This is a genomic window from Achromobacter sp. 1011811831 (genome assembly GCF_059760905.1).
Map to the genome: position 1 here is coordinate 43020 of NZ_JCBANG010000027.1, position 24647 is coordinate 67666.

Below are 24647 nucleotides of genomic sequence, written 5' to 3' on the forward strand. Positions count from 1 at the left end.
CGCGCACCGGGCGCTGATGCGGCAATCTGGAGTCCGGACTAAGCCTGCCGCTTGAGGCTGGGCGCTAGTCGCCGTCCTCTTCAAGGACCGGTTCGTAGTCCTGGCCGCCATAGAAAACGCCGATGACCGAGACGGTCCGCAGGCGCTCGTCGACCATGAACGCGATGACGGCGCGGCCGCGGTGGTTAGTGATGCGAAGACCTGGCATCAGATCGTCCCGGCGGCGTCCGCGCATGGGGAAATCGGCCAATTTGATGCAACTGGCGACGATCGCATCCACATACCGCGCGGCAATCGCGGGCGATCCTGCGTGGCTTATGTAGTCTTCGATGCCTTCGAGTTGTTCAAGCGCCTCGGGGGAAAAGAGGACGGCATAGCTCACTCTCGGGTTCCCCGCGTGGTTTTGCGGCGCTTCTCGAGGTGTTCGCGGACCTGGTCGGCCGAGAGTGCCCGGGCGGGATCGTCTTGCAAGGCCCGCGCCGCGGGAATCGCCGTCTCGCGCAGCCAGGCTTCGACGACGCGGTCTCGCGCCATCAAAGCCCTGAGGCCGTCACGAATCACTTCGCTTTCACTGGCATATTCACCGGCGCGAACCTTGGACTTCACGACGTCCGCCATCTCGTTGGGCAGGGTGATGCTCATCTGCTGTGTGGTACGCATGGGTGTTCCTTAATCTAGTAGGATTAAATCCTACTACTTCGCGTATGACAAATCCAGGGCCGGGACCCGCCCGCCCGATGGGGACGGCCGCCTCCCGTGGTGGGGATCGCTGCCCTTGCTGAGTCGCGTCCAACTTTTTCGTCCAGCCGTCTTGCCATGGAAGGGAGGCGGCTTGTTGCCCCGCCATACAGTGGATATCCTCATGCTTGCGGCAATCCGCCGTCGATACCTGGAGCATCGCAAGCATGGGCACCGCTGAACGCCACGATCCTTCTTCCCTCGACGCGACCGGGCTGGCCGCGGCCATCGCCGATGGCCAGACCACGGCCAGCCAGGCCATGCGCGACGCCCTGGATCGGGTCGCCGCGCGCAATCCCGACATCAACGCGGTCTGCGGACTGCGGGAAGAACTGGGCCTGAGCCTGGCCGCCAAGACGGACGAAGAACTGGCGAGCCTGACGCAGGACGGGCGACGGGCCTTGCTGGCCAAGCGTCCGTTCCTGGGCGTGCCGACCTTGCTCAAGGACCTGGGCACGGCCGCGCTGGGCTTGCCCAGCGCCATGGGTTCGGTGCTGTACGGCCAGGTCGAGTGGAACGTGGACGCCGAGCTCGTCGTCCGCTATCGCCGCGCCGGCCTGATCCCCTTCGGCCGCACTACCAGCGCCGAGCTCGGGCTCAGCCCCACTTCCGAATCGCCGGTCTACGGCGCGCCCACGCAGAATCCCTGGAAGCCCGGCCATAGCGCCGGCGGTTCCAGCGGCGGCGCGGGCGCCGCGCTGGCCAGCGGCATGGTGCACATCGCGCACGGCAGCGACGGCGGCGGTTCGATCCGCATTCCCGCGTCGTGCTGCGGCGTGCTGGGCCTGAAGCCCTCGCGCGGCTTGATGCCGCTGGGTCCGCTCAAGGGCGAAGGCTGGGGCGGGCTGGCCACCGAACACATGATGACCCTGTCGGCGCGCGACTGCGCCGCCGCCCTGGACATCAGCGCCGGCGCCGACGTGGGCGCGCCCTATGCCGCGCCGGCCTTGCCCGCGCAGTCCTTCCGCGCGATCGTGGCGGACGCGGCGCGGGATCCGCGCGCCGTCGCGCCGCGCCGCATCGCCTGGCTCAATACGACCTACGAAGGCGACGCGATCGATCCGGAAGTCGCGGCCGCGGTGGCCGATGCCGCCAGCCTGTTCGCCTCGCTCGGGCACGAACTCGAGACCGCCGCGCCGCCCGTGGGCTCGGAAGAGGTCCTGTCGCCGATGCTGCCGCTGATCGCCAGCGCCGCGGCCAATGCCATCGACGCCTTCGTCGCCGCGCGCGGCCGGCGCCTGGCGGCCGACGAGCTCCAGCCCACCACGCTGGGCGCGCGCGAATACGCGCGCAACATCTCGGGCGCGCAATACGTATCCTGCGTCGACGCCTGCCACGAGATCACGCGCCGCGTCGGCCGTTTCCTCGACCGGCGCGACGGACAGGGCTACGACCTGTTCCTGTCGCCGACGCTGGCCGGCCTGCCCGCCGCCATCGGCCGTTACGCCATGGACAACGCCGATTACCTGGCCTACCGTCTGGGCAAGAAGGGCGTGATCGGCTATTCGCCCTTCGCGCCGCTGGCGAACCTGACCGGCATGCCCGCGATCTCCATTCCCTTCGGGCTGTCGCGCGATGGCCTGCCCATCGGCATCCAGCTGATGGGGTCGCTGGGCAGCGAGGCCTTGCTGCTGACGCTGGCGGCGCAGGTCGAGGCATTGAAACCGTGGCAGCGGGTGGCGCCGATGGCCCGCTAGCGGCAGGGCCGTGGCAGCGGGCGCGCCGCGCCCGCCCACGGCAACAGGGAGAGACCATGGCATCGTTTTCGACGCATACCGTGTTCAACCAGGTTCCGCCCCTGGAGGACTATTCCCTTTACGAGACGGATCCCGCGCTGCGCGCGGCGGTGGCGCGCGAAGGCGCGGCGGCCTGGCAAGGCGACCTGGCCGCGCACGGCGCCTGGCTCGGACGGGCGCAGACGCTGGCGGCCGGGGACGAGGCCAATCGCCACCCTCCCAGGCTGATCAGCTATGACCGCAGCGGCCATCGCGTCGACCAGATCGAATTCCATCCGTCCTGGCGGCTGCTGATGGGCGGCGTGGTGGCGCGCGGCCTGCACAGCCGGGCCTGGGCGCAGCCGGCGCCGGGCGGCCAGGCCGCGCGCGCCGCCGCCTACCTGATGCAGGGCCAGGTCGAGGCCGGCACCCTGTGTCCCACCACCATGACCTTCGCCGCCGTGCCGCTGCTGCAACGCGAACCCGCCGGCGTGGTGGACTTCGGCGGCGACTGGCTGCCCGCGCTGTATTCGCGCGAGTTCGACGGCGTCGACGCGCCGCTGGCCGCCAAGCGCGGCGCGCTGATCGGCATGGGCCTGACCGAAAAGCAGGGCGGCTCGGACCTGCGCGCCATCAGCACGCGGGCCACGCCGCTGGGCGCGCGGGGGCGCGGCTGCGCCTATCAGCTGGTGGGCCACAAATGGTTCTATTCGGTGCCGCAGGCCGATGCGCACCTGGTGCTGGCTCAGGCCGACGAGGGGCCCAGCTGCTTCTTCGTGCCGCGCTGGATACCGGGCGGGCCGCGCAACGCCGTGCGCGTGCGCCGCCTGAAGGACAAGCTGGGCAACCGCAGTAATGCCAGCGCCGAGGTCGAGTTCGAGGACGCCTGGGGCGTGATGGTGGGCGAGCCGGGCCGCGGCCTGGCCGTGCTGCTGGAAATGGCCGCGACCACGCGACTCGATTGCGTGCTGGGTAGCGCGGCGCTGTTGCGCCAGGCGCTGGTGCAGGCCGCGCATCACGCGCGTCATCGCCAGGCCTTCGGCAAGCCGCTGGCCGAGCAGCCGCTGATGCGCAACGTGCTGGCCGACCTGGCGCTGGAGAGCGAGGCGTCCATGGCGCTGGCGCTGCGGCTGGCGCGCGCCGTCGACGAGCGCGCCGACCCCGGCGCGCGGGCGCTGGCGCGCGTGGGCACGCCGGCGGCCAAACTGTGGGTCTGCAAACGCGCCGTGGCGGCGGTGGCCGAGTGCCTGGAGGCCTGGGGCGGCAACGGCTACGTCGAAGACGGCCCCATGCCCAGGCTGTACCGCGAGACGCCGGTGAATTCGGTCTGGGAAGGCTCGGGCAACGTCATGGCGCTGGACGTGCTGCGCGCGTTGCAGCGCGAACCCGAGGGCATGCCCGCGCTGGCGCGCGAGCTGGACGCGGCCGCCGGCCAGTACCGGGACTACGACGCGGCGCTGGCGCAATGGCGCGCCAGCCTGGCCGACCCGGCGCAGGCCGAGGTCCAGGCCCGCCGCATCGCCGCCGGGCTGGCCCGGCTGTGGCAGGCGGCGCTGTTGATCCAGCACGCGCCGGCCGCCGTCGCGGACGCCTTCGTGGGCAGCCGGCTGGCGGCGGGCGGCGGCATTTTCGGCGAATTGCCCGCGGGCGCCGATGTCCGCGCCATCCTGGTGCGCGCCTGGCCGGATGCCGCCGCGTGCTAAATTTCCCTACTTCTTCGTACCGCCTCACCCATTTGGAACGCCATGCTTTCCCAGCAAGAACTCAAGCAGCAGGCCGCCGACGCGGCCCTGGAATTCGTTGAACAGGTCGCCGGCCCGGACGCCATCATCGGCGTGGGCACCGGCTCCACCGCCGACCTCTTCATCGACGGGCTGGCCCGTTTCAAGGGCCGCATCGCCGGCACGGTGGCCAGCTCCGAGCGCAGCGCCGCCCGCCTGGCGGGACATGGCCTGAAGGTGCTGGACCTGAACGACGTGCGCTCGATGCCGATCTACGTGGACGGCGCCGACGAGATCAACGCCGGCCTGCACATGATCAAGGGCGGCGGCGGCGCGCTGACGCGCGAGAAGATCGTCGCCTCGGTGGCCGAGCGCTTCATCTGCATCGCCGACGAATCCAAGCTGGTCCAGACGCTGGGCAAGTTCCCGCTGCCGCTGGAAGTGATTCCGATGGCGCGCGAGTCCGTGGCCCGCGCCATGACGGCGCTGGGTGGCCAGCCGCGCCTGCGCGAAGGCTTCGTGACCGACAACGGCAACATCATCCTGGACGTGTCCGGCCTGTCCATCACCGACGCGCCGGCGCTGGAAGCCCGCGTCAACAACCTGCCCGGCGTGGTCACTTGCGGCTTGTTCGCGCTGCCTGGCGCCGACGTGGCGCTGCTGGCGACGCAGAACGGCATCCGGCGGCTGGATCGCGCCTGATGCTTTCCCCCACGGCTGCGTTTGCGCGGCCGTGGGCGACAGGCATGGCGCGCCGGCTCAAGCGGACGCGTGTTTTTCGGGCTCGACCGACAGGCGCAGGCCCAGGGTCTTGAGCACCGCCAGCAGCGTCTTCAATGTGGGATTGCCATTGGGCGACAGCGTGCGGTACAGGGACTCGCGGCTGATGCCGGCTTGCGCCGCGACGACGGCCAGGCCACCGTAGGCTTCGGCCACGGTGCGCAGGGCGAGCAGGCCCGCGGCCCGGTCGTCGGGGTCGTCCAGCGATTCCAGGGCAGCCTTGAGATATTCGACGGCCAATTGGCGATCCGCTCGCAGTTCGGCGACTTCCGCGGCGTGGTGCGATACCGCGCCCTTGAGCTTGCTCATGCCTGCCTCCGTTTCCATTCCTGCCACAACGCCTGGGCGACCTTGATGTCGCCAGCCTGACTGCCTTTGTCTCCGCCACACAGCAGCAAGACGACAGCCTTGCCGTGCCGGCCGCAGTAGACGCGATAGCCAGCTCCGGTATGTATGCGTAGTTCGATGACGCCCGCGCCCACCGGCTGCGAGTCGCCGAAATTGCCCATTTCGAGCTGCCGCAGGCGCACCCGGATACGGGCCTGGGACGACCTGTCGCGTAGCGCATTGAGCCATTCGGAGAAGGGTTCGCCGCCATCCTCGCGCTGATAGCGCAGCAATTCCAGCATGGTATGATTGTAGCTTGAAAGCTACTCCTTGTGGGTGAGAGCCACCGGTGGGCAAGCCGGCGAGGCCCGGGATCAGTGGGGAAGCGCAGACTGGGCGCAGGCGTGTCCAAGGATCGTAATGCCTTCCTTGCAGCGGTTTGCCGGGGTGTTCATAATCCTGTCACACATGGGTCATAACCTTGCGGGCTGTGCAGGCCCATCACGAAAACTTCTACTTTCCGGGGCAATGCAATGAAACCAACCACGCAGGGAGCCCGGATGACCGAGCACACAAACAAGCAGTTCGACGCTGATCTGGAAAACGTCCGCTCGCAGTTCCTGCAGATGGGCGGCGTGGTGGAAGCCATGATCCAGGAAGCCATCGACGCGCTGGCCAGCGGCGACATGGCGCTGGTGGACAAGGTCCGCGAGCGGGAAAAGGAAGTCAACCGCCACGAAGTCGAGATCGACGAGAGCATCAGCCGCATCCTGGCCCGGCATCAGCCCACGGCCATCGACCTGCGCATGCTGATGGCGGTGTCGAAGATGCTGACCGACATGGAGCGTTCCGGCGACGAGGCCGAGAAGGTCGCCACCGTCGCGCGCCGCATCCATGAAGGCGAGCTGCGCCACTTCCCCGTCATCGAGCTGCGCCACATGGCCGCCAATGTGCGCACCATGCTGCACCAGGCGCTGGACGCCTTCGCCCGCCTGGATCCGATCCAGGCCGCCGCGGTGGTGCGCAGCGACAAGGAAGTCGACAAGGAATGGAAGGGCGCGCTGCGTCACCTGATCACCTACATGATCGAGGATCCGCGCACCATCTCGCGCTCCATCGATATGATCTTCATCGCCCGCGCGCTCGAGCGCATCGGCGATCATGCCAAGAACATGTCCGAGCGCGTGATCTACATGGTCAAGGGCGCGGATGTGCGCCACACCGGCGTGAAGAACACCGAGCGTCTGGCGCGCGGCGAGGAAGACGAGCGCGACGTGGCCGGGTAAGGCGCGCGGCGGCCGGCCTCGGCCCTGAGTCCTGATCGTCCGGCGCAAGCTGAAAAAACCCTTGGAGCGTGGGCTCCAGGGGTTTTTTCATTTCCGGCTCGGCGCATGTCGCCGCAGGGGAGGGGCGCGACGTGGGCAAGTGGGTGCGCTGACGACGGTCGCCTGTTTGTTCATTGAGACTTCTTAGATATTTGTATTAATGATTCAGCGTAAGTCTGATCATTAATCCATTGCCTTTTCTATTGATTTTTGCAGTTGTATTTTCGAACTTTTCAATTAAGAAATTTCTCGAAGAAATTCTATTTAAGTCTCTCCATCATAGTGACTGCCTGAATCGGGATGCTACCCAGCTACCCGGTCAGGTTGTTCCTTGCCTTGTGGCAAGGAACAACTTCAACCTTTGGCTGGTTCACTATGAAACTCAATAAAATCATTCTCGCGATTGGTTTGGGCGTGGCAGCGGTTGGCATCGCCAATGCCGCTAGCGTGTCCAAGAAAATCACCCTGACGGCCCAGATCAACGACGCCATCTTCGTTTCCAAGGCCGACGGCTCGACCTGGTACGGCACCGAAGAGCTCGAGGCCGCCGACTACCGCCAGAAGTCCTTCTCCAAGTCGCTGCCGGTGCGCGTCTGGACCAAGAGCGCCGACTTCAAGGTTTCGTTGCAACAACCGCTGAAGATGAGCAATGGCTTCTACGAAATGAAGAACGCCAAGGTCACCTTCAGTTCCGGCGCTGGCGAAAACGAAGTGAAGTTCGGTGCGCCGCTGTCCGTCAAGCAGGTCACCTCGACCGCCGACGGCTTTGACGAAGTCCACAACGTCGTCGTCAATGTCGACGCGCCGACCAAGACCTCCGGCGGTCCCGAGACCAACGGCAGCTATAGCGGCGATCTGGTCATGGTGTTCGAACCCGTGGCGGCCGTTGCGCCTCCTCCGGCTACGCCTTAATCCTGTCTCTCCCCCGCCGGGCGCGGCAATGGCCGCGCCCGTCTCGTGATGGTCCCCGGCTTCGCGCCGGGGCCACGTTCCCATTTTCCAAATGCTCCTGGGCTTCCCGGGCGATATCCGCATGTCCTTGCGACGGACCTCATCCCGCTTTTGCCTGATGTGTGCCTGCCTTTCGGCAGTGGCGCCCATGCGCGCGCACGCGCAGGCGGTCGTCAGCTACGGCGTGCCGGAGGGCTTCAGCGAGATCGAGCTGGACAACACCGCCAGCTATGTGGCCACCTACGAGGGCAAGACGCTGCCCGGTCTGGTGAACTACTCGCAGAAGCGGGCCGCGATGGTGTTCGACGCGGAGCTGTACGCGGCCAACGGCATCTCGGTGGAAGAAATCAACGCCATTCGCGGCGTCGTCTCCAAGATCGACTACAAGCAGTGCGTCAACGGTTGTGACATGCAGGTCGCCGGCCACTACGTCACCGTCGACAAGGTGCGTCGCACGCTGGATATCCGTAGCGTGCGGTCGGATTACGTGACGCCGTCCACGTCCGTGGGGCTGGTCAGCAATCATGCCATCGACCTGCGCGGTTCGTCCGACGGCTACCGCAGCGCGAACGTTTATGGCAACACCTGGGTAGGCCTGCCCCAGCGTAGCTTCGGCTACATGAGCTGGTATGGCGGGCGCACTCGCTCGCAGGGCCGCAGCACCAGCAGCCAGGGCATGTCGTCCTATTACCTGCAAAAGAACTTCTCCGGCACCTATGTGCGCGCGGGCAAGCAGAACAGCGTCGACTACGCGTCGGGCTCGGTCAGCACCGTTCTGACGCCCAGCTTCGACCGTTTCGTCACCATCGGCAGCCAGGACAATCTGCGCAGTCAGCGCAACGCCGGCTCGCTGGTGCTCTATGCCACGGCCGAGGGCAACTACGAGTTCTACCGCAATGGCCGCCTGGTCTGGAAGCGGCCGGCCACGCTGGGCCGCAACGAGGTCAGCTACCTGGACCTGCCCGGCGGCTACTACCCGCTGGAAGTCCGGCTGGTCGATCGCAACGGCAATGTGATCAACAGCGAAGTCCGCGACATCAATAATCTGAACTTCGCCAGCGGCCAGAATTCGTGGCACGTCACCGTGGGCCAGGAGATGAACACCGGTGAAAACCTGGTCCAGGCCTCGGTCAGCCGGAATCTGAGCCAGTTCTATCTGAATGGATCCGTGGTCCGGAGCCAGCGCTCGGAATGGGCCACCGAAGTGAACCTGACCCGGCCTTCCAGCGTCGGCGAGACCGAGATCACGCCGACCGTCGGCGTGCTGGCCGGCGAGCGCGGCCGGGGCGGATACGCGAACCTGCAACTGAGCGATCCGACGCTGGGCAACCTCTGGATCAGCCGTTACCTGAACAACGACGTGTCGCGCTTCTATTGGGGCTCGCCCAGCACCAGCGTGTCATACAGCCACATGGTGCGCGGCGTGTCGTTGGGCTACAACTACTACAAGCAGCCCTTCGGCGAAACCCATCAGGCCGAGATGCGCTGGAACTACCGTCCCAACGGATTGTGGTCCACCTTCGCGCTGGGCGTCCAGAAGGGCGGCTACATGAGCCGCGACGGCGGCTATGCCGTCTACTTCAACATGACCTGGACGCTGGACAAGTCGCAGGCCAGCTTCCGCGCGTCGCAGTATGGCGGTCAGACCCAGCTTAGCGGGGACTACCGTCGCGACTTCCAGGACAGCTATGGCACGACCTCGCTGGGCACGACCGTGAATCGCCAGAACCGCGAGACCAGCCTGAGCGCCTATGGCAGCCGGTCCGGCACGCGCGGCGAAACGTCGTTGAACCTGGGGCACAACAGCCGCAGCTCCAGCGCCGATTTCAACTATCGCGGCATGGTCGCGGCCAGCGCCGATGGCCTCGCGCTGGGGCGCTACAGCAGCGGCGGCAGCGCCATGCTGCTCAGCACGCCGGAGGTGTCCGGCACGGACTACGGTTTCAACATCGAGGGCCATCCGGTGGCTGGCGGCGGCACCTATGCGGTACCGCTCGGCATGTACGACGACGTGTCCTTCGCGCGGGTGGTCAGCGGCAACGACGGCCTGGACATGAACATCGAGGTGCCGGCCAACATCGTCCGCGCGCACCCCGGCCAGGTCTATCCCGCCCAGGCCAAGGTCGACATCAACATGGTCTACAGCGGCCTGCTGATCGGGCCGGATGGCAAGCCGGTGGGCGGCCGGATCCTCGAGACTGGCGACACGGCCCATCCGAACGGCCTGTTCTCGATATCGGCCAAGACCGTGTTGCCCAGGATCACCGTGCAACAGGCCGGCAGGAGCTACGTCTGCGACCTGTCCGACGGAGGCAGCGACGGCCGCTACCGCTGCGAGTAACCGAACAAAGGATTCTTCAAGATGACGCTACGATCGATTTGCTTTCTTGCCCTGGCAGCCTTCATGGCGCTGCCGGCCGCGCGCCAGGCGCGCGCCGAGGGCGAACTCATGGTGATGCCGGCCAGCCTGCAGGTTGTTCCGGGTCACGACTATTCCGTGACGGTCAAGAATGTGGGCGATGGCCCGCTGTATCTGAACATCGCGCTGCAGCAAGTGATGAATCCGGGCATCGAGCCCGAAAACAAAGTTCCGCTGAGCGAGATCGAGCATCCTGGCCTGCTGGCCCATCCCGACCGCTTGTCGCTGGGCCCGGGCCAGTCGCGCAAGATCGCGCTCAAGTCGTTGGCCGAGCCCTCGGCCGAGGCGCTGTACCGCCTGTACGTGATCCCGGCGAAGGTCATGCAGGTGGAGCAGGCGCCGCAGGACAAGATCACCGCGCCGATGTCGGTGGCAATCGGCTATGGCGTGTTGGTGCGCCACATGCCGCCGGTGGCTAAACAGACGACGGGTTGGACGCACCGCTGCGAAGGTCGAGAAATGGTGCTGGAGAACACGGGCAACGTGAGGGTGGTGCTGCTGGACGCGCGGGCCGGCACGTCCGCCGAGCCGCGTAACCTGGCCTTGTTCCCAGGCGTGCCGCAGCGCATCGCGGATGGCGGATTGCGCTGGAACGACGGCGGCGCGTCGCGCTCGCTGTCATGTCCGTGATCCGGGCGCAAGAGACGCCGATGGCTGCGCCGTGAAGGCGCTTTTGGCATGTGGATCGCAGGGGGCACCGCGCTGTCATCGATGATTGTCGATGGCGGCGCATGCATAAAGTCTGGAGTTATCTTGAAGTTTGCGTCTTGCGCTGTTTTGCGCCGAGGTTTGTGGGCGGTCTTGCTGGCGGTCTTGTGGTTGTGCATGGGCAAGACGGCCCAAGCTCAAATACTCTATGGCGATGTCATTGAAGGTGGATACAGCAATTGCAGCTTTACTGAGTTGAATGGTCGATTGAATGTTAGTTTTACGGTTCAATTCAAAGCCGTTTTTCCCCTTCCGTCCAATTTGCCCAATGCAGTGTTTGTGTCTAGGGGATTCCTTCTTTTTACATATGATACCAAGGGTCAGCAAGATCTTATAGCAGTGAGCGACGTCAATGGTAGGGGGGTAAATCTGAACGGTAGTGCAGTATCCCAAACTTTCAATCAGGCGCGAGATTCCCTAATTTTCTACGCGTCAGCGTACGACAAACATTGGATGAATTCAGATGCCTTCACCGCAAACGTACGTATGCCGTCGGTGTTGAAATCGGCGATTTCAGGATGGCCAGCCCTGGGTATTCAGGCGGCGAACATAATATGGTACAGAGGAGGAGGAGGAGCTAACACTCCCATGGTCCAGACAGGGGCAGGGACGCTATACGTTGGCCCCGGTGTAGAGGGCTGTCGGTTGATTAACCCCACACAGCCGCCGCCGTCGCCGGTGACGACGGAAATCAAGGTGACGGCGCCGGACTGGGACCTGGGCGAACTGGAGCGGGGCAAGGAGACGACGCGGACCTTCGCCACCGATGCGCAGCGGCTGTGCTTCAGCTACGACCCGAAGTACATCGAGTACGACAAGTACCTGATCAGCGCGAGCAACCGCAATGGCGTGGCCGGGAACAAGTTCCAGCTGGCGGGTCTGACGGATCCTGGCGTGACGGTGCCCTACACGCTGAGTCTGGCGGGAGGCGGCGACCCTGTGGCGTTGCCCAGCGCGGATGGGCTGTCGCTGACGCTGGGCAAGAGCGGCAGGACGTGCCTGACGCCCACGTTCAAGGCATCGGTCGGCGCCAATATCAAGGGGGGGGATTTCAGCGATGTGCTCACGTTCACCATTGTCACCACGCCCTAGGCGCGGCCCTGGCGGCCGCGTTGTGCGGCGCGCTGATGCCCGTGGCGGGCAAGACGGCACCGTGGCGATGTCGGTGGCGATCGGCTATGGCGTGCTGGTGCGCCACATGCCGCCGGTGGCTAAACAGACGACGGGTTGGACGCACCGCTGCGAAGGTCGCGAACTGGTGCTGGAGAGCACGGGCAACGTGAGAGAGGTGCTGCTGGACGCGCGGGTCGGCACGTCCGCCGAGCCGCGTAACCTGGCCTTGTTCCCAGGCGTGCCGCAGCGCATCGCGGATGGCGGGTTGCGCTGGAACGACGGCGGCGCGTCGCGCTCGCTGTCATGTCTTTGAACGACGCGAAGGGGCGGCGATGAGCATTCAACGTTACGGTTCATGGCGCGATGTGTTGATGGTACTGATCGTGGCGCTGTTACTGTGCACGGGTAAGACGGCCCGGGCTGCCTACTATGCCGACGTCATTGACGGCGGTTTCAGCGAGTGTCGCATGACGAAGGTCGGCGATTCGTACGAGGTTAACTTTACCGTCACATTCAATCCTGCCGCGGGAAACATGGCCGGTGAACGTTTCTTTAGCAGAGGCTTGGTTCTCTTTGTATACGATGCCGCGGGCAAGCGTAAGCGCCTGGGGGATGGCAACATGCTTTTGTATCCAACCATAAATGGAGTGGGTAGTGGCGGATTCCTTGCCCACAGGTTGGAGTACTCGTATATACACAGCTTTTCAGGAGGCGCCTGGGCATATGCCAACGCGTTCGTAGCGAAAGTACGTCTCAGCTTCAGGCCCATTGCATTTCAAAACTGGCCTGCCATAGGCGTTCAGCCTGTGAATATCACGAACAACTCTTATGAACCGGTGTTTCCGAAAATAGGCGCGTTCTACATGGGCCTCAACATGCAGGGTTGCCAGATTATTAATCCGGAAATTCCGCCGCCGTCGCCGGTGACGACGGAAATCAAGGTCACGGCGCCGGACTGGGATCTGGGGGAATTGGAACGAGGCAAGGAAACGACACGGACCTTCACCACCGACGCGCAGCGGCTGTGCTTCAGCTACGACCCGAAGTACATCGAGTACGACAAGTACCTGATCAGCGCGAGCAACCGCAATGGCGTGGCCGGGAACAAGTTCCAGTTGGCGGCCAAGGCCGACCCTGGCCAGCGGGTGCCCTACACGCTGAGCCTGACGGGAGGCGGCGCGCCGGTGGCGTTGCCCAGCGCGAATGGGCTGTCGCTGACGCTGGGCAAGAGCGGCAGGACGTGCCTGACGCCCACGTTCAAGGCTTGGGCCGGCGCGGATCTTAAAAGTGGAGGTGATTTCAGCGATGTGCTCACGTTCACCATTGTCACCACGCCCTAGGCGCGGCCCTGGTGGCCGCGCTGTGCCGCGGGCTGATGCAAGACGGCACGGGGGGGGGCAATGCCCGCGACAAGTTCGATAGAAGCGGCAATGGAGGCTACCCCTGCAAATAGTTAAAAGGATTTTTTCAAGATGACGTTGCGATCCATTCTCTTGCTTGCCCTGGCGGCCTTCATGGCGCTGCCGGCCGCGCGTCAGGCGCGCGCCGAGGGCGAGCTCATGGTGATGCCAGCCAGTCTGCAGGTCGTGCCTGGTCACGACTACGTGGTAACGGTCAAGAACGTGGGCGATGGCCCGCTGTATCTGAACATCGCGTTGCAGCAGGTGATGAATCCCGGCATTGAACCCGAAAACAAAGTTCCGCTGAGCGAGATCGAGCATCCTGGCCTGCTGGCCCATCCCGACCGCCTGTCGCTGGGGCCGGGCCAGTCGCGCCGGATCATGCTCAAGTCGCTGATTGATCCCGCTGCCGAATCGCTGTATCGCCTGTACGTGATACCGGCCAAGGTCATGCAGGTGAAGGATGCGCCGCAGGACAAGATCACCGCGCCGATGTCGGTGGCGATCGGTTATGGCGTGCTGGTGCGCCACATGCCGCCGGTGGCCAAGCAGACGGCGACGAGTTGGACGCACCGCTGCGAAGGTCGCGAAATGGTGCTGGAGAACACGGGCAATGTGCGCGTGGTGCTGCCGGATGCGCGGGTCGGCACGTCCGCCGAGCCGCGGAGCCTGGCCTTGTTCCCAGGCGTGCCGCAACGCATCGCGGATGGCAGCCTGCGCTGGACGAGCGAAGGAGAGTCGCGTTCGCTCGAGTGCGGCCGATAGGGAGATCACGATGGAACACATCAGCGGCATGGTCGCGCGCTCGATACGATGGCTTCCCCAAGCGGTGATGGTCTTGGCGTGCTTGCTGGATGCAGGCACTTCGGCCCTGGCCTGGCCGGCGGTCTGGCCCACGGATTCAGCCGATGTGATCGAAGCCGGTTCGTATTCGAATTGCAGCTACTCCGAAGACGCCACGAGGGTCACCATATCGGTCGACGTCAAGTTCAAAGGAGCCGCTGGCAATGTAGCCGGTAAGACCTTCATGGCCAGGGGCATGCTGTTCTATTCATACGACGCGCAGGGCAAGTTGAAGGTTATTGCCGACAATGTGAATGGAACGCTCAATGGCATACACGGCAATGCCGCCACTTCGGGCACCAATTACCGTCTGTTCTTCGCCACCATTTCAAGGGACCCATGGAGCAATGCCAACGCGGTCTCCGTAAAAGTGGTGATCTCGGCGCCGCTCTCCCTGTTGGACGATTGGCCGGCCGTCGCCTTCTATCCGGTAAACACGACCACCGACCAGACAGTCGTGCTGCCGAGATCCGGTGCGGTGTATATCGGCAAGGGCACCAAGGGATGCCAGATCATTACCGACCATACCAAGCCGCCGCCGCCGGCGGAGGTCTCCGAGATCAAGGTCAGTGCGCCCGATTGGGACCTGGGCGAGCTGGAGCGCGGCAAGGAAACCACCCGGACGTTCGCGAATCCCAATGAACAGCTCTGTTTCAACTACGCGACGAAATACATCGGCTTCGAGAAGTACCTGATCAGCGCGAGCAACCGCAATGGTGAGGATCTGGGCAAGTATCGGTTGGTCAATGCCGACGATGCCTCGCAGACCATACCCTACAGCCTTGATTTGACTGGCCCGAAGGAAACCGTGTCTCTGCCCAGCGCGGCTCCGGTCCAGTTCACGCTGAGCAAGACTGGCAGGACCTGTTTGAACGCTACATTCAAGGCCTGGGCCAGCAACCGGGTCAAGGGCGGAGATTTTAGCGATGTGCTTACATTCACCATCACCACTAAGTCCTAGGCGCGTCCTGAAGGCGCGCGGGATAGGCCGCGCAGCGATGCTGGCCGCATTGCTGTGCTGCGCACTGTCGCCGGCGGCGGGCATGGCCGCTGGCGTGCTTAAGCTGTCGCATGCCGAGATCTGGCTGCGCGGCGATGGCCGGACCAGCCGCTTGTATGCGGAGAACGCCGGCGACGCCACGCTGTATCTGGATGTGGAACAGCGTCTGCTGCACAACCCCGGCGAGCAGCCGGAGGAACTGACGCCGGTTGGCAAGGTGCGCAATCCGACGCTGCTGGTTGCGCCCGTGCGCCTGGCGCTGGCACCAGGGCAGCGCGCGCCGATCACGATAAAGGAGCTGACTCGCCCGGATCGTCCGCAGGTCTGGCGGGTGACATTCCGGCCTCGGGAAAAGCTGCTGGCGGCGGACGAGCCGACCCAGGCGATGACTGCGCCGCTGGTGGTGAGCATCGGCTACGGCGTGTTGATTTATCAGATGCCGGCGCGCTAGCCGCCGCCGTTCTTGTGTCGAGGGGAATACCTGTGAAACGGATACGTGACGCCGTCCTGCCGCATTGTTCTTTGCTGGGCCTGTTGAGCCTGGTGGGAGCGGGGCAGACCGCGATGGCTCAGGGGTACGAGTATTTTGACGCTGGCGTGGTGAGTTCCGGTCCCACAAATTGCAGCATGCAAAGCGACGCCAGTTATTACCATTTTCAATTTTCCCTCCGTTTCAATCCCAGCGCTGGACATATCGTTGGCGGCACTTTTCTTTCCAGGGGAATTGCTGTGCACCGGTACGATGCAAACGGAAAGCCATTGAACTGGCATACCGGGATGCGGGTTTTCCTGAGTGGCGAGCAGGCCCTGGGCGTAGCGAGTCGCAGCAATAGCGCGGTGATGTTTGGGAACATCAATGAAGGAAATGGGATATGGCATTATTCATGGGCATTTTCCTCGAATGTGAGGATAACGATAGACCGAGCCTATATAGATGCCTGGCCGGCCGTCGGTGTGCAGATTGCGAATGTGCTGACGCCGTTCGATTCACCCAGCTTCGTGCTCGCCTCCAAGGACGTGTATTACTTTTATCGCGACATGCCAACCGGCGATTGCCGGCTAATTGACCCGGTCAAGCCGCCGCCGTCGCCGGTGACGACGGAAATCAAGGTCACGGCGCCGGACTGGGATCTGGGGGAATTGGAGCGGGGCAAGGAAACGACACGGACCTTCACCACCGACGCGCAGCGGCTGTGCTTCAGCTACGACCCGAAGTACATCGAGTACGACAAGTACCTGATCAGCGCGAGCAACCGCAATGGCGTGGCCGGGAACAAGTTCCAGTTGGCGGCCAAGGCCGACCCTGGCCAGCGGGTGCCCTACACGCTGAGCCTGACGGGAGGCGGCGCGCCGGTGGCGTTGCCCAGCGCGAATGGGCTGTCGCTGACGCTGGGCAAGAGCGGCAGGACGTGCCTGACGCCTACGTTCAAGGCATGGGCCGGCGCCGATCTTAAAAGTGGAGGCGATTTCAGCGATGTGCTCACGTTCACCATTGTCACTACGCCCTAGGCGCGGGCCAGCGGCCGCGATGGGCTGCGCCGTGATGCTGGCGGTCGCGCTGTGCTGCGCCTTGACGCCGGCGGCGGGCATGGCCGCTGGCGTGCTCAAGCTGTCGCATGCCGAGATCTGGCTGCGCGGCGATGGCCGGACCAGCCGGCTCTATGCGGAGAACACGGGCGACAGCACGTTGTACCTGGACGTGGAGCAGCGCCTGCTGGGCAATCCCGGCGAGCAGCCTGAAGTGCTGACGCCGATCAGCGAGGTGCGCGATCCGACGCTGCTGGTCGCGCCCCTGCGCCTGGCGCTGGCGCCGGGTCAGCGTGCGCCGATCACGCTGAAGGAATTGGCGCGTCCGGACAGCCCGAGGGTTTGGCGGGTAACGTTCCGGCCGCGCGAAAAGCTGCTGGCGGCGGACGATCCGACCCAGGCGATGACTGCGCCGCTGGTGGTGAGCATCGGCTATGGCGTGCTGATCTATCAGATGCCGGCGCGCTAGCTGTTGTTGTAATTGTCACTCAAGGGGGGGTATGAAAAGAAGAATGTACTTGCGGTCTGCGTTGTATTGCGCCGCGTACCGAGGCGTGCTGATGACATGCATCGCGACGCTGTGGCTGGGCGCAGGCCCGCTGGCGTGGGCCCAGACTTTCCCCACAGCCGAAGTCATCGACGGCGGCTACCGTGACTGCAGCGCAAGCCGGTCTGGCGACAGAATTACCGCCAGCTTCACCATTGACTTCCTGCAAGCGGGCGGGAATTTGGCTGGCAAGGATTTTTTGTCCAGGGCGATGACAGTTTCTGTATACGATAAAACGGGTAAACCGTTACGGCCGGGTTATTCGAGGGTGTCGATCAATGGGGAAACAGATTCCATTTCGAGGGTATTTGACAATTTCACTGTACTGTTTGTGATTTCAAGCTACCCGAGACCGGCTTGGACGATATCACGGGCATACACCGCCAACGTTCGTGTCGATGTGGTGGGGGTGACGGTGCCAGACTGGCCGGCCATCGCGGTGCAAGCGGGGAATATGGGTACAGACTGGACTCCGGTGCTCGCACGTACCGGCGCGGTGTACATCGGTGCCAACATGCAGGGTTGCCAGATCATCGATCCCACCAAGCCGCCGCCGTCGCCGGTGACGACGGAAATCAAGGTCACGGCGCCGGACTGGGACCTGGGCGAACTGGAGCGGGGCAAGGAAACGACGCGGACCTTCGCCACCGACGCGCAGCGGCTGTGCTTCAGCTACGACCCGAAGTACGTCGATTACGACAAGTACCTGATCAGCGCGAGCAACCGCAATGGCGTGGCCGGGAACAGGTTCCAGTTGGTGGCCAAGGCAGACCCTGGCGAGCGGGTGCCCTACACGCTGAGCCTGGCGGGAGGCGGCGCACCGGTGGCGTTGCCCAGCGCGAATGGGCTGCCGCTGACACTGGGCAAGAGCGGCAGGACGTGCCTGACGCCCACGTTCAAGGCATCGGTCGGCGCCAATATCAAGGGGGGGGATTTCAGCGATGTGCTCACGTTCACCATTGTCACCACGCCTTAGGCGTGGCGTGCATGATTTTGAAAAAGGAATATCCATGAATGCCCTTTTCTTTTCGCGGTTCGCGCTTGGCGCGCGCCAGGCTTTCTCTCAAGCGGCGCGCCCATCCTGCTGGCGTGTCATGGCGAACAAGCTCCTCGTGCCGGCCTGGCTATGTGCGCTGCCCATCATGATGCCGACGCCGGCTTTGGCGGACATCACCGTCACGGGCAAGACCTCCAGCACCATCAAGGCCTACGTCAAGCCATTGGAGTTCATCGAGGTGACCAACGAGCTGGGAGGGTGGCAGGACAACCTGGTCATGCAGCAGCTTGGCGGCTGGACTACGCCCTACGAAGTGGCGCTGCGCCTGCGCGTGACGTCCCTGCCGAACAAGTTCCAGGTGCGCCTGGATGCGCCGCTGGTGCTGCAGAATGCCAAGAACCAGGTGTTTCGCCAGCCCGTGGTGACGCTGGGGCCGGACGGCGGCGCGGTCAAGCCGCTACAGGTGGGCCAGAACGCCGAATTTGAAAATCCGAAGCCGTCCGTCGAAGGGACGAACTCCGTCGGCATGTACGCGCTCAAGGTGGCCGCCTTGCCCCCCGAGGGCGATTTCCGCGACGTCGCGGGCACGTACCAGGGGGTGTTGTCGATGACGTTCGAAGCGGTCGCCATCAAGCCTTGAGCACTGTCCTGCTGACGGCGGCCGTTTGTCGCGGGCACGCAGGTCAGCATGTATAACGCAGGAGTCTTCATGAAAACTACGCTTCAGGCCGCGTGCATGTGCGCCGCGCTTTCAACGGTGCGTTTCATCCGAAGGGCAGGCCAGCGATGAAAAGGATTTTCCCACTGCTGGCCGCCATCCCGGCTTTGCTGAGCAGCGCGCCCGCATCGGCGCTGATCGACGTCTATCCCAAAGAGATCGAGGTGCGCGACGAGGCCGTGCAGGTTACGGTATCCAACCAAGGCGACCGCCCGGAATACGTGTCTGTCGCGCTGTCGCGGCTACTCAATCCGGGCGTGCCGCTGAGCGATGAAATGCTTGAGCCCATCGGCCAAGTGGAGGCGCCGACCCTGTTTGCGACGCCGTTCCGGCTGAGTCTGTCGCCGGGCCAGAGCAAGCGCATCGCGATCAAGCCGCTGGACAGCGTGCGGGTAGAGAAGGTGTACCGGTTGGTGGTGAAACCCGAGGTGGGAACGATGGAAACCGGTCGCCAGCGGACAGCCGGCGTGGTGGCGGTCAACATTGCCTATAGCGCACTGGTGCGCCAAGTGCCGGAGAATCGGGAATCCGCCATCAAGGTTGAATGCGTGGCCGAGGGCGCGCGCGTCGTGGCCACGGGTTCGGTGCGTCATCGCGTTGAGAATGCGCGGGTGGATGGACGCGAGGTCAACGCGTTCAACGTTTACCCTGGCACGCCGCGTCTGTTGCGCGGCACGCGTGTCATGGTGCCTGGCGGACCGGCGTGCGGCGCAGACACGCGCTGATACCGCGAGTGCGAGCCGCACCGGAAGTCCCCCTGCAAAGTCGACGCGTCTCAAGGGGGCGCTCAAGGCCGAGAGCGTGACGGCGGCGCTCGCATGAAAGGGCGGTAAAGCCATCCCGCCGTCGCGCATGACGGACAATCACCGCTACAGGGGCGTTGCGCTATGCGCCCTGTACCTGAGCGACGCATGAGAAATCATGGGCGCGCGCAGCGGGATGCATAGGCGACCGGGTTGAGTCCGCCGGCAGATCAAGCCGCATGAGCGTCGCTGACGGCAAGCGTCTGAGCCGTTGACGAGAAGCTCCGGCGTAAACCAGGCCTGGTCGTCGGGTGTGGGGGATGACCCGCTTGCATGACACGTTTGCCGACGAGCGCTGCCTCTGTGTGCGGAATGTAGCTGGTGCCTTCAACCGCGCTGTCCGCGACGACTGGCAAGCCCGCATTGGGATGAGCGGGATCACGACCAACGCGCCGCCACGCAGTCGATGCGATTCTGCATCTCGTTAGTGCCCGACGCTGACTTCTTGTAGATGTTCCCCAACACAGCAGCCGGCCATGGCCATGTGGCGATCGCGCTTCTGGCAAACGCCAGAAGTGTGGTCATCGGACGCGCACGTGAGGCGGTTCTGCTGGGTCAATACACATATGCGGCGTTTCAGCCGGTTGTTTCGGGCGACAGCAGCCTGGCGAGGAAGAGACAGCTAAGGGTTGATAGTAAGAGTACGAACGCTGGTTAGCGTCTGGCGTTCTGATGTCCGGGCGCGGTCGGCGCCCGCCACGCAGACCCCTGGGACCGTTGGTTCCAGGGGTTTTCTTTTGGCCCGCTTATGGCGGCCCGGCATGTCGCGCCTCCTGGCGCATGTCTCCCTGAAGCGCCGCCGCGTTCCGCTGTTTTCTGACGATTCGCAGGTTTACAAGATATCCATAAAGATTTCATCTTATTTATGGTGTTTAGACTTTATTAATAGTATTTCAAGTGATTTTGCTAGATAAAAAAATATTGGATGCCATGCTTTATGAGGCCAGCCTGCATTGACGATTTCCCATCAGGTCTGTCAATGCGCATCCGCCGTTAGGGGGTAATTCCAGCTTTAGGTCCAATCACGATGAAACACAACATACGCATTCCGCAAGATCTTCTTCATGGCCTGCTTGGCAGGGCTGGCATTGCCCGGCGGCTCTCGGGCGGGACGCGCTTTTGCACAGGCGGGACGCCGCTCATCGACAGCCCGGCCAGGTGGAAGAACGGCTGCGAATCCCGTTCGCTCGCGCGCATGCTGATGGATGCGGCCAAGACGATGGCGATGAGAATCGGCGCTAGCGGTATCTGGAGGTGGAAACAACGGATCGCGGGACTCGCGCTGCTTGCGAGCGTGGGGCCGGTTGCTTCGCCCGCGATGGCACAGACGTTGGTCAAGTCTAATGTGCTGGATGGGGGCTACACCGACTGCTCCTATTCCGTGCAGGGTGACACGGTCAGCATCAAATTCAAGACCAGATTCAATCCTGCGAGCGGACACACCAATGACGCCTTCTTCGCGGGCAGGGTGCTCTTGATTAATACGTATGACGCCAGTGGCAAGCCCATACCTATCTCGCCCGGGGAATACTGGGAGGTATACGTCAACGGAGAGAAGAGCACGCTGGTGACGCGTTACCGGGATTATCTTGTTGCCGGACCAAGCACCGGCTATCCAGGCGTCCTATGGTCACTGGGCACGGCGTTTGATGCCACCTTCGAGTTGAAGGCAAGCAAGACGGCGCTTAGCATTTGGCCGGCAGTCGCCATGTGGCCTGGAAACAGCATGTATGGCAGGAGGGAGTACGTGGTTGATTCCTCGGGTGCGGTGTACATAGGCAGTGCCGCCCACGGCTGCACGCTACTTTCCGATCCGGCTTTGCCGCCGCCCTCGCCGGTCTCCACGGAGATCAAGGTTTACGCGCCGGATTGGGACCTGGGCGAACTGAATCGTGGCAAGGAGACCGTCCGGACCTTTACGTCCGACTCGGAGCGGCTGTGTTTCCGCTACGACCCGACGTATATCGAGTTCGACAAGTACCTGATCGACGCGAGCAACCACAATGGCGTCGTCGACAACCGGTTCCTGTTGATTGACAAGAACGATGCCGGGCAGACCGTGCCTTACACCCTGACGCTGACGGGAGGCGGCGCGCCGGTGGCGCTGCCCGGCATCGCCGCAAGCGAGTTCGCGCTTGCCAAGAGCGGCGTCACCTGCTTGACCCCCACATTCAGGGCTTGGGCCGATGCGGGGATCAAGGATGGGGATTTCAGCGATGTGCTGACGTTCACGATCACGACCAAACCCTAGGCGCTGCCGCGGGATGGGCGCGGGCTGATTCAGTCCCGCCCGGTCCACGGCGTCAGCGTCCAGCCGCGCCGCAACCTCGGATCGGGCACGCCGGGCTTGCCGGACGCGATGCGACCCGCCAGCCGGCGTCCGAACGCCGGCATGTCCGGCACGGTGATCTCCAGGTCGTACCAGCCTTCGCAGCCGGCGTACTTGAGCTCGATCGCGCCGCCGGCCTCCACGTGCGCCACCGCGCGCCAACCGTCGCCGATGCGCGATTCCACTTTCATGGGCTGGTGCGCCTCGCCATGGTTGATCAGCCGCAGGCGCAGGCCGGCGCTGACCGGCACCAGCTGCGCCTCGAGCAGGCCGCCGTCCTGGGCGCCGCCGCGGAATTCGCGGTGGAATCCGTCCGGGCCCAGCAGCCACAGTCCGTAGTCGCCGCGAGCCGACAGGCGCCAGCCATCGTCCAGCCGCGATCCCGCGCCCAGCGTGTAGCGCCGGGGCGGCGTGCTCAGGTCCAGGCGATCGTACACATGCAGCACGGCGCCCGCGCTGCCCGGGTTGCGGAAGGTAAGGCGGTAGCTTTCGCCGTCGGCCGTCATGCGGCCCACGGTTTCCAGCGCATAGGGCAGGGCGCAGTTGCGGCGCGTCGGGATGGCGTGGCCGCCGGGCGGCTCGTCCGAGTGGTCGCGTTCGCCGCTGAAGTCCAGCGCCGAGGTCAGGTCGCCGGCGACGGCGCGGCGCCAGGCGCTGATATTGGGTTCCATGACGCCATGGCGGGCTTCCAGGAAACGGATCACCGAGGTGTGGTCGAACACCTGCGCGTTGACCCAGCCGCCCCGGCTCCAGGGCGACACCACCAGCATGGGCACGCGCGGCCCCATGCCGAAGGCGCGGCCGTGCAGGGCGGCGGGGTCGTCGGGCGTGCCGGCGCTGGGGCCGGTGCGCGCGTCGTGGTATTCGCCGTCCAGCTCCACGGTGGACAGGCCGCCCGATTGCGCGCCGTCGTTGCGCGCGGGCGGGGCCGGCGGCGGCACGTGGTCGTAGAAGCAGTCGTTCTCGTCGTAGGTGACGAAGAAGACGCAGCGGCTCCAGACCGCCGGATTGCGCGTGAGGATGTCCAGCACCCGTTCCGTGTAGGCGCCGCCGGCGCGCGGCGACGAGACTTCCGGATGCTCGGAGTCGGCGGCGGGCGCGATGATCCACGAAACCTGGGGCAGGCTGCCGGCGGTGACATCGCGTTCCAGGTCTTGCAGCGTGCGGGTCGACAGGCCGCGCTCGCGCAGCGGCGCGTCGCCGCCGCCGGCATGCGCCGCGCGGTACTGGCGAAACCCGGCCAGCGGGTTGTCGTTGAAGTTGTCGGCCATGTCCTGGTAGATGCGCCAGTCCACGCCGGCCTGCTGCAGCCGTTCTGGATAGGTGGTCCAGGCATAGCCCTCGGCGGCGGGGCCGAGACGGTCATGGGTGTTGACCAGCGCAGGGCCGCCGGCCTCTCCGCGCGGATCGTTGGCGCCGGTCCACAGGAACAGCCGGTTGGGATTGGTGCCGGCCTGCATCGAACAGTGATAGGCCTCGCACAGCGTGAAGGCATCGGCCAGCGCGGTCTGGAACGGCAGTTCGGCGGGGCCGTAGGCGCCCATGCCGAGGCGGCCCTTGGCGGGCAGCCACTGGTCCATGCGGCCGTCGTTCCAGGCGCGCTGGGCGTCGTCCCAGGTGTGCGGCGTGATGTAGCCCACCGGCGTGTCGCTGCGATGCTCGGGCTGCAAGGCATAGGGACCGGTGCGGATGCCGTCGCCGGCCTGCGTCAGCACGTCGCCGCCGGGCGTGGGCGCGGGATGCGGATCGGCGAAGCCGCGCACGCCGGGCAGCGTGCCGAAGTAGTGATCGAAGGAGCGGTTCTCCTGCATCAGGATGACGACGTGGTCCACGTCCCGGATCGTGCCGCTGCGGCGATCGGGTTCGATCGCCAGCGCGCGCTTGATGGCATCCGGGAGGTCCTGGAAATGGGGAGAACGCGGTTCAGCTTTCATGACGGCATTAATACGGCCTGCGACAGGCGAATCTTAAGGCCATCGGCGCATCGCGCCACGATGCGGCGCACGCATCGCGACTGATGCAGGTCAGATGCTTGCAAGTCGTTACCCTTTTCCGGGACGGCGGCGCGCGATTTCTATAGGATGAGGCCCCGCGTACCCACTACCGAGGCCCCGGACGGGGCCGTCTGCCCGCGATGCGAATCAAAGTGCTTGCCTGGTCTGTCGTGACGCTCGCCGCCGTGGCGCTGGCGATCTGGGCCGCCGCTTATGCGTGGCTGTTTTCCCAGGAGGACTACGCGCCCAGGCCCGGCACGCTGGCCTACTACGTAGGCATGTCCTCGCTGGTGCGCAATGCGCCCGTGGCGAACGCTACCGGCGCGCCGGACTACTTCGGCTCGGTCGGCGACGGCAACAAGGCGCCGCATTCCGAGGTGTCGTACGCGGCGGCGCCCGGTAGCGTCGATGGCGCCTATGCCTCGATGGATGCCTACCTGCAGAGCCGCGGCTTCCAGCCGCGTCCGGCCGAGGCAGCCGGCATGGTGGCTGCCGCGCTCGCGGACGGCGAGGAATTGGTGCGCCACGCCGAGTACCTGTCCGGCTCGGGCGAGCTGGTGGTGCTGGCGGTGTCCCGGACCGCCGATCCGGCGGATGGCTACCGGATCACGCTGACGCACTGGGACTGAATGACGCGCGAGGGTTGACGCCGCGCAATGGAAAAGGCCCGGATCCGGCGCGCTGCCGGATCC

At 64.7% G+C, this 24647-nt stretch carries 26 protein-coding genes; 20 read left to right on the forward strand and 6 right to left on the reverse strand.

Annotation, left to right across the window (positions count from 1 at the left end; all coding sequences use genetic code 11):
• Positions 1-64 precede the first annotated feature (64 nt).
• Both AC6LJ9_RS12910 and AC6LJ9_RS12915 read right to left on the reverse strand, forming a co-directional pair.
• Positions 65-382: a type II toxin-antitoxin system RelE/ParE family toxin gene (locus AC6LJ9_RS12910; protein ID WP_498147853.1), complete on the reverse strand. Its 318-nt coding sequence runs from the start codon at positions 380-382 to the stop codon at positions 65-67.
• On the reverse strand, positions 379-660 hold the full coding sequence (locus AC6LJ9_RS12915; RefSeq protein WP_498147854.1) for a ribbon-helix-helix domain-containing protein: 282 nt from the start codon (positions 658-660) through the stop codon (positions 379-381). Before AC6LJ9_RS12915 ends, AC6LJ9_RS12910 begins: the two co-directional genes overlap by 4 nt.
• A gap of 245 nt (positions 661-905) precedes the next feature.
• On the opposite strand from AC6LJ9_RS12915, the gene AC6LJ9_RS12920 reads away from it, so the two are divergent.
• From AC6LJ9_RS12920 to rpiA, 3 genes are read left to right on the forward strand one after another with little or no spacing between them, the layout of a single operon-like run.
• Positions 906-2435, forward strand: coding sequence for an amidase (locus AC6LJ9_RS12920; protein WP_498147855.1), 1530 nt, complete (start codon positions 906-908; stop codon positions 2433-2435).
• A gap of 56 nt (positions 2436-2491) precedes the next feature.
• Positions 2492-4156 carry an isovaleryl-CoA dehydrogenase gene (locus tag AC6LJ9_RS12925; protein WP_498147856.1) on the forward strand — a complete coding sequence of 555 codons (1665 nt, stop codon included), beginning with the start codon at positions 2492-2494 and terminating at the stop codon, positions 4154-4156.
• Positions 4157-4198: 42 nt separating this feature from the next.
• Positions 4199-4876, forward strand: a complete 678-nt coding sequence (rpiA, locus tag AC6LJ9_RS12930) for a ribose-5-phosphate isomerase RpiA (RefSeq protein ID WP_103273600.1) — start codon at positions 4199-4201, stop codon at positions 4874-4876.
• Positions 4877-4933: 57 nt separating this feature from the next.
• Here the strand turns inward: rpiA and AC6LJ9_RS12935 are convergent, their stop codons facing one another.
• A complete protein-coding gene (locus AC6LJ9_RS12935) occupies positions 4934-5263 on the reverse strand; it encodes an addiction module antidote protein (protein WP_103273601.1) in 330 nt (109 codons plus the stop codon).
• On the reverse strand, positions 5260-5583 hold the full coding sequence (locus tag AC6LJ9_RS12940) for a type II toxin-antitoxin system RelE/ParE family toxin (protein ID WP_498147857.1): 324 nt from the start codon (positions 5581-5583) through the stop codon (positions 5260-5262). The genes AC6LJ9_RS12935 and AC6LJ9_RS12940 overlap by 4 nt, the downstream gene beginning before the upstream one ends.
• Before the next feature lie 258 nt (positions 5584-5841).
• Between AC6LJ9_RS12940 and phoU the strand changes: the two genes are divergently transcribed.
• The 4 genes from phoU to AC6LJ9_RS12960 all read left to right on the forward strand — a co-directional run bounded on the left by phoU (position 5842) and on the right by AC6LJ9_RS12960 (position 10606).
• Positions 5842-6567 carry a phosphate signaling complex protein PhoU gene (gene phoU / locus AC6LJ9_RS12945; RefSeq protein WP_498147858.1) on the forward strand — a complete coding sequence of 242 codons (726 nt, stop codon included), beginning with the start codon at positions 5842-5844 and terminating at the stop codon, positions 6565-6567.
• 486 nt (positions 6568-7053) lie between these two features.
• The gene (locus AC6LJ9_RS12950) at positions 7054-7518 is read left to right on the forward strand and encodes a CS1 type fimbrial major subunit (RefSeq protein ID WP_498147859.1); all 465 of its coding nucleotides are present in this window, start codon (positions 7054-7056) and stop codon (positions 7516-7518) included.
• A 187-nt stretch (positions 7519-7705) separates the two neighbouring features.
• Positions 7706-9898: a TcfC E-set like domain-containing protein gene (locus AC6LJ9_RS12955; protein ID WP_498147860.1), complete on the forward strand. Its 2193-nt coding sequence runs from the start codon at positions 7706-7708 to the stop codon at positions 9896-9898.
• Between the two features lie 21 nt (positions 9899-9919).
• Positions 9920-10606 (forward strand): pilus assembly protein, encoded by a 687-nt coding sequence (locus AC6LJ9_RS12960; RefSeq protein WP_498147861.1) that lies wholly within the window; start codon positions 9920-9922, stop codon positions 10604-10606.
• A 75-nt stretch (positions 10607-10681) separates the two neighbouring features.
• On the opposite strand, the gene AC6LJ9_RS12965 is transcribed toward AC6LJ9_RS12960, so the two are convergent.
• Positions 10682-11011 (reverse strand): hypothetical protein, encoded by a 330-nt coding sequence (locus AC6LJ9_RS12965; protein ID WP_498147862.1) that lies wholly within the window; start codon positions 11009-11011, stop codon positions 10682-10684.
• A gap of 318 nt (positions 11012-11329) precedes the next feature.
• Between AC6LJ9_RS12965 and AC6LJ9_RS12970 the strand changes: the two genes are divergently transcribed.
• From AC6LJ9_RS12970 to AC6LJ9_RS13025, 12 genes are all read left to right on the forward strand, one after another.
• Positions 11330-11776: a hypothetical protein gene (locus AC6LJ9_RS12970; protein WP_498147863.1), complete on the forward strand. Its 447-nt coding sequence runs from the start codon at positions 11330-11332 to the stop codon at positions 11774-11776.
• Between the two features lie 22 nt (positions 11777-11798).
• Positions 11799-12110: a hypothetical protein gene (locus AC6LJ9_RS12975; RefSeq protein WP_498147864.1), complete on the forward strand. Its 312-nt coding sequence runs from the start codon at positions 11799-11801 to the stop codon at positions 12108-12110.
• A gap of 19 nt (positions 12111-12129) precedes the next feature.
• Positions 12130-13137: a hypothetical protein gene (locus tag AC6LJ9_RS12980; protein ID WP_498147865.1), complete on the forward strand. Its 1008-nt coding sequence runs from the start codon at positions 12130-12132 to the stop codon at positions 13135-13137.
• A gap of 132 nt (positions 13138-13269) precedes the next feature.
• Entirely contained in the window at positions 13270-13962 is a 693-nt protein-coding gene (locus tag AC6LJ9_RS12985) for a pilus assembly protein (RefSeq protein ID WP_498147866.1), read from the forward strand.
• 10 nt (positions 13963-13972) lie between these two features.
• On the forward strand, positions 13973-15001 hold the full coding sequence (locus AC6LJ9_RS12990; protein ID WP_498147867.1) for a hypothetical protein: 1029 nt from the start codon (positions 13973-13975) through the stop codon (positions 14999-15001).
• Positions 15002-15038: 37 nt separating this feature from the next.
• The gene (locus tag AC6LJ9_RS12995; protein ID WP_498147868.1) at positions 15039-15491 is read left to right on the forward strand and encodes a hypothetical protein; all 453 of its coding nucleotides are present in this window, start codon (positions 15039-15041) and stop codon (positions 15489-15491) included.
• Between the two features lie 32 nt (positions 15492-15523).
• Positions 15524-16549: a hypothetical protein gene (locus AC6LJ9_RS13000; RefSeq protein WP_498147869.1), complete on the forward strand. Its 1026-nt coding sequence runs from the start codon at positions 15524-15526 to the stop codon at positions 16547-16549.
• Positions 16550-16568: 19 nt separating this feature from the next.
• The gene (locus tag AC6LJ9_RS13005; RefSeq protein ID WP_498147870.1) at positions 16569-17036 is read left to right on the forward strand and encodes a hypothetical protein; all 468 of its coding nucleotides are present in this window, start codon (positions 16569-16571) and stop codon (positions 17034-17036) included.
• Positions 17037-17127: 91 nt separating this feature from the next.
• Positions 17128-18090, forward strand: a complete 963-nt coding sequence (locus AC6LJ9_RS13010; RefSeq protein ID WP_498147871.1) for a hypothetical protein — start codon at positions 17128-17130, stop codon at positions 18088-18090.
• Positions 18091-18208: 118 nt separating this feature from the next.
• A complete protein-coding gene (locus AC6LJ9_RS13015; RefSeq protein ID WP_498147872.1) occupies positions 18209-18751 on the forward strand; it encodes a hypothetical protein in 543 nt (180 codons plus the stop codon).
• Positions 18752-18897: 146 nt separating this feature from the next.
• Positions 18898-19554 carry a hypothetical protein gene (locus AC6LJ9_RS13020; protein WP_498147873.1) on the forward strand — a complete coding sequence of 219 codons (657 nt, stop codon included), beginning with the start codon at positions 18898-18900 and terminating at the stop codon, positions 19552-19554.
• Positions 19555-20659: 1105 nt separating this feature from the next.
• Entirely contained in the window at positions 20660-21883 is a 1224-nt protein-coding gene (locus AC6LJ9_RS13025; protein WP_498147874.1) for a hypothetical protein, read from the forward strand.
• Between the two features lie 29 nt (positions 21884-21912).
• On the opposite strand, the gene AC6LJ9_RS13030 is transcribed toward AC6LJ9_RS13025, so the two are convergent.
• Positions 21913-23895: a phosphocholine-specific phospholipase C gene (locus AC6LJ9_RS13030; protein WP_498147875.1), complete on the reverse strand. Its 1983-nt coding sequence runs from the start codon at positions 23893-23895 to the stop codon at positions 21913-21915.
• A 212-nt stretch (positions 23896-24107) separates the two neighbouring features.
• Here AC6LJ9_RS13030 and AC6LJ9_RS13035 point away from each other — a divergent pair, with 212 nt between their 5' ends.
• Complete coding sequence (locus AC6LJ9_RS13035; RefSeq protein ID WP_212320036.1) at positions 24108-24584, forward strand: hypothetical protein; 477 nt, start codon at positions 24108-24110, stop codon at positions 24582-24584.
• Positions 24585-24647: the final 63 nt, after the last annotated feature.

Excerpts from the sequence above, each read along its gene's own strand:
- AC6LJ9_RS13015 (WP_498147872.1), top strand. The coding sequence starts at position 18,209 with ATGGCGAACAAGCTCCTCGTGCCGGCCTGGCTATGTGCGCTGCCCATC.
- AC6LJ9_RS12980 (WP_498147865.1), top strand. The coding sequence starts at position 12,130 with ATGAGCATTCAACGTTACGGTTCATGGCGCGATGTGTTGATGGTACTG.
- AC6LJ9_RS13020 (WP_498147873.1), top strand. The coding sequence starts at position 18,898 with ATGAAAAGGATTTTCCCACTGCTGGCCGCCATCCCGGCTTTGCTGAGC.
- AC6LJ9_RS13010 (WP_498147871.1), top strand. The coding sequence starts at position 17,128 with ATGACATGCATCGCGACGCTGTGGCTGGGCGCAGGCCCGCTGGCGTGG.
- phoU (WP_498147858.1), top strand. The coding sequence starts at position 5,842 with ATGACCGAGCACACAAACAAGCAGTTCGACGCTGATCTGGAAAACGTC.
- AC6LJ9_RS12925 (WP_498147856.1), top strand. The coding sequence starts at position 2,492 with ATGGCATCGTTTTCGACGCATACCGTGTTCAACCAGGTTCCGCCCCTG.
- AC6LJ9_RS13005 (WP_498147870.1), top strand. The coding sequence starts at position 16,569 with ATGGGCTGCGCCGTGATGCTGGCGGTCGCGCTGTGCTGCGCCTTGACG.
- AC6LJ9_RS12920 (WP_498147855.1), top strand. The coding sequence starts at position 906 with ATGGGCACCGCTGAACGCCACGATCCTTCTTCCCTCGACGCGACCGGG.
- AC6LJ9_RS12960 (WP_498147861.1), top strand. The coding sequence starts at position 9,920 with ATGACGCTACGATCGATTTGCTTTCTTGCCCTGGCAGCCTTCATGGCG.
- AC6LJ9_RS12995 (WP_498147868.1), top strand. The coding sequence starts at position 15,039 with ATGCTGGCCGCATTGCTGTGCTGCGCACTGTCGCCGGCGGCGGGCATG.
- AC6LJ9_RS12915 (WP_498147854.1), bottom strand. The coding sequence starts at position 660 with ATGCGTACCACACAGCAGATGAGCATCACCCTGCCCAACGAGATGGCG.
- AC6LJ9_RS12990 (WP_498147867.1), top strand. The coding sequence starts at position 13,973 with ATGGAACACATCAGCGGCATGGTCGCGCGCTCGATACGATGGCTTCCC.
- AC6LJ9_RS13030 (WP_498147875.1), bottom strand. The coding sequence starts at position 23,895 with ATGAAAGCTGAACCGCGTTCTCCCCATTTCCAGGACCTCCCGGATGCC.
- AC6LJ9_RS13025 (WP_498147874.1), top strand. The coding sequence starts at position 20,660 with ATGAAACACAACATACGCATTCCGCAAGATCTTCTTCATGGCCTGCTT.
- AC6LJ9_RS12955 (WP_498147860.1), top strand. The coding sequence starts at position 7,706 with ATGCGCGCGCACGCGCAGGCGGTCGTCAGCTACGGCGTGCCGGAGGGC.
- AC6LJ9_RS12985 (WP_498147866.1), top strand. The coding sequence starts at position 13,270 with ATGACGTTGCGATCCATTCTCTTGCTTGCCCTGGCGGCCTTCATGGCG.
- rpiA (WP_103273600.1), top strand. The coding sequence starts at position 4,199 with ATGCTTTCCCAGCAAGAACTCAAGCAGCAGGCCGCCGACGCGGCCCTG.
- AC6LJ9_RS12940 (WP_498147857.1), bottom strand. The coding sequence starts at position 5,583 with ATGCTGGAATTGCTGCGCTATCAGCGCGAGGATGGCGGCGAACCCTTC.
- AC6LJ9_RS12935 (WP_103273601.1), bottom strand. The coding sequence starts at position 5,263 with ATGAGCAAGCTCAAGGGCGCGGTATCGCACCACGCCGCGGAAGTCGCC.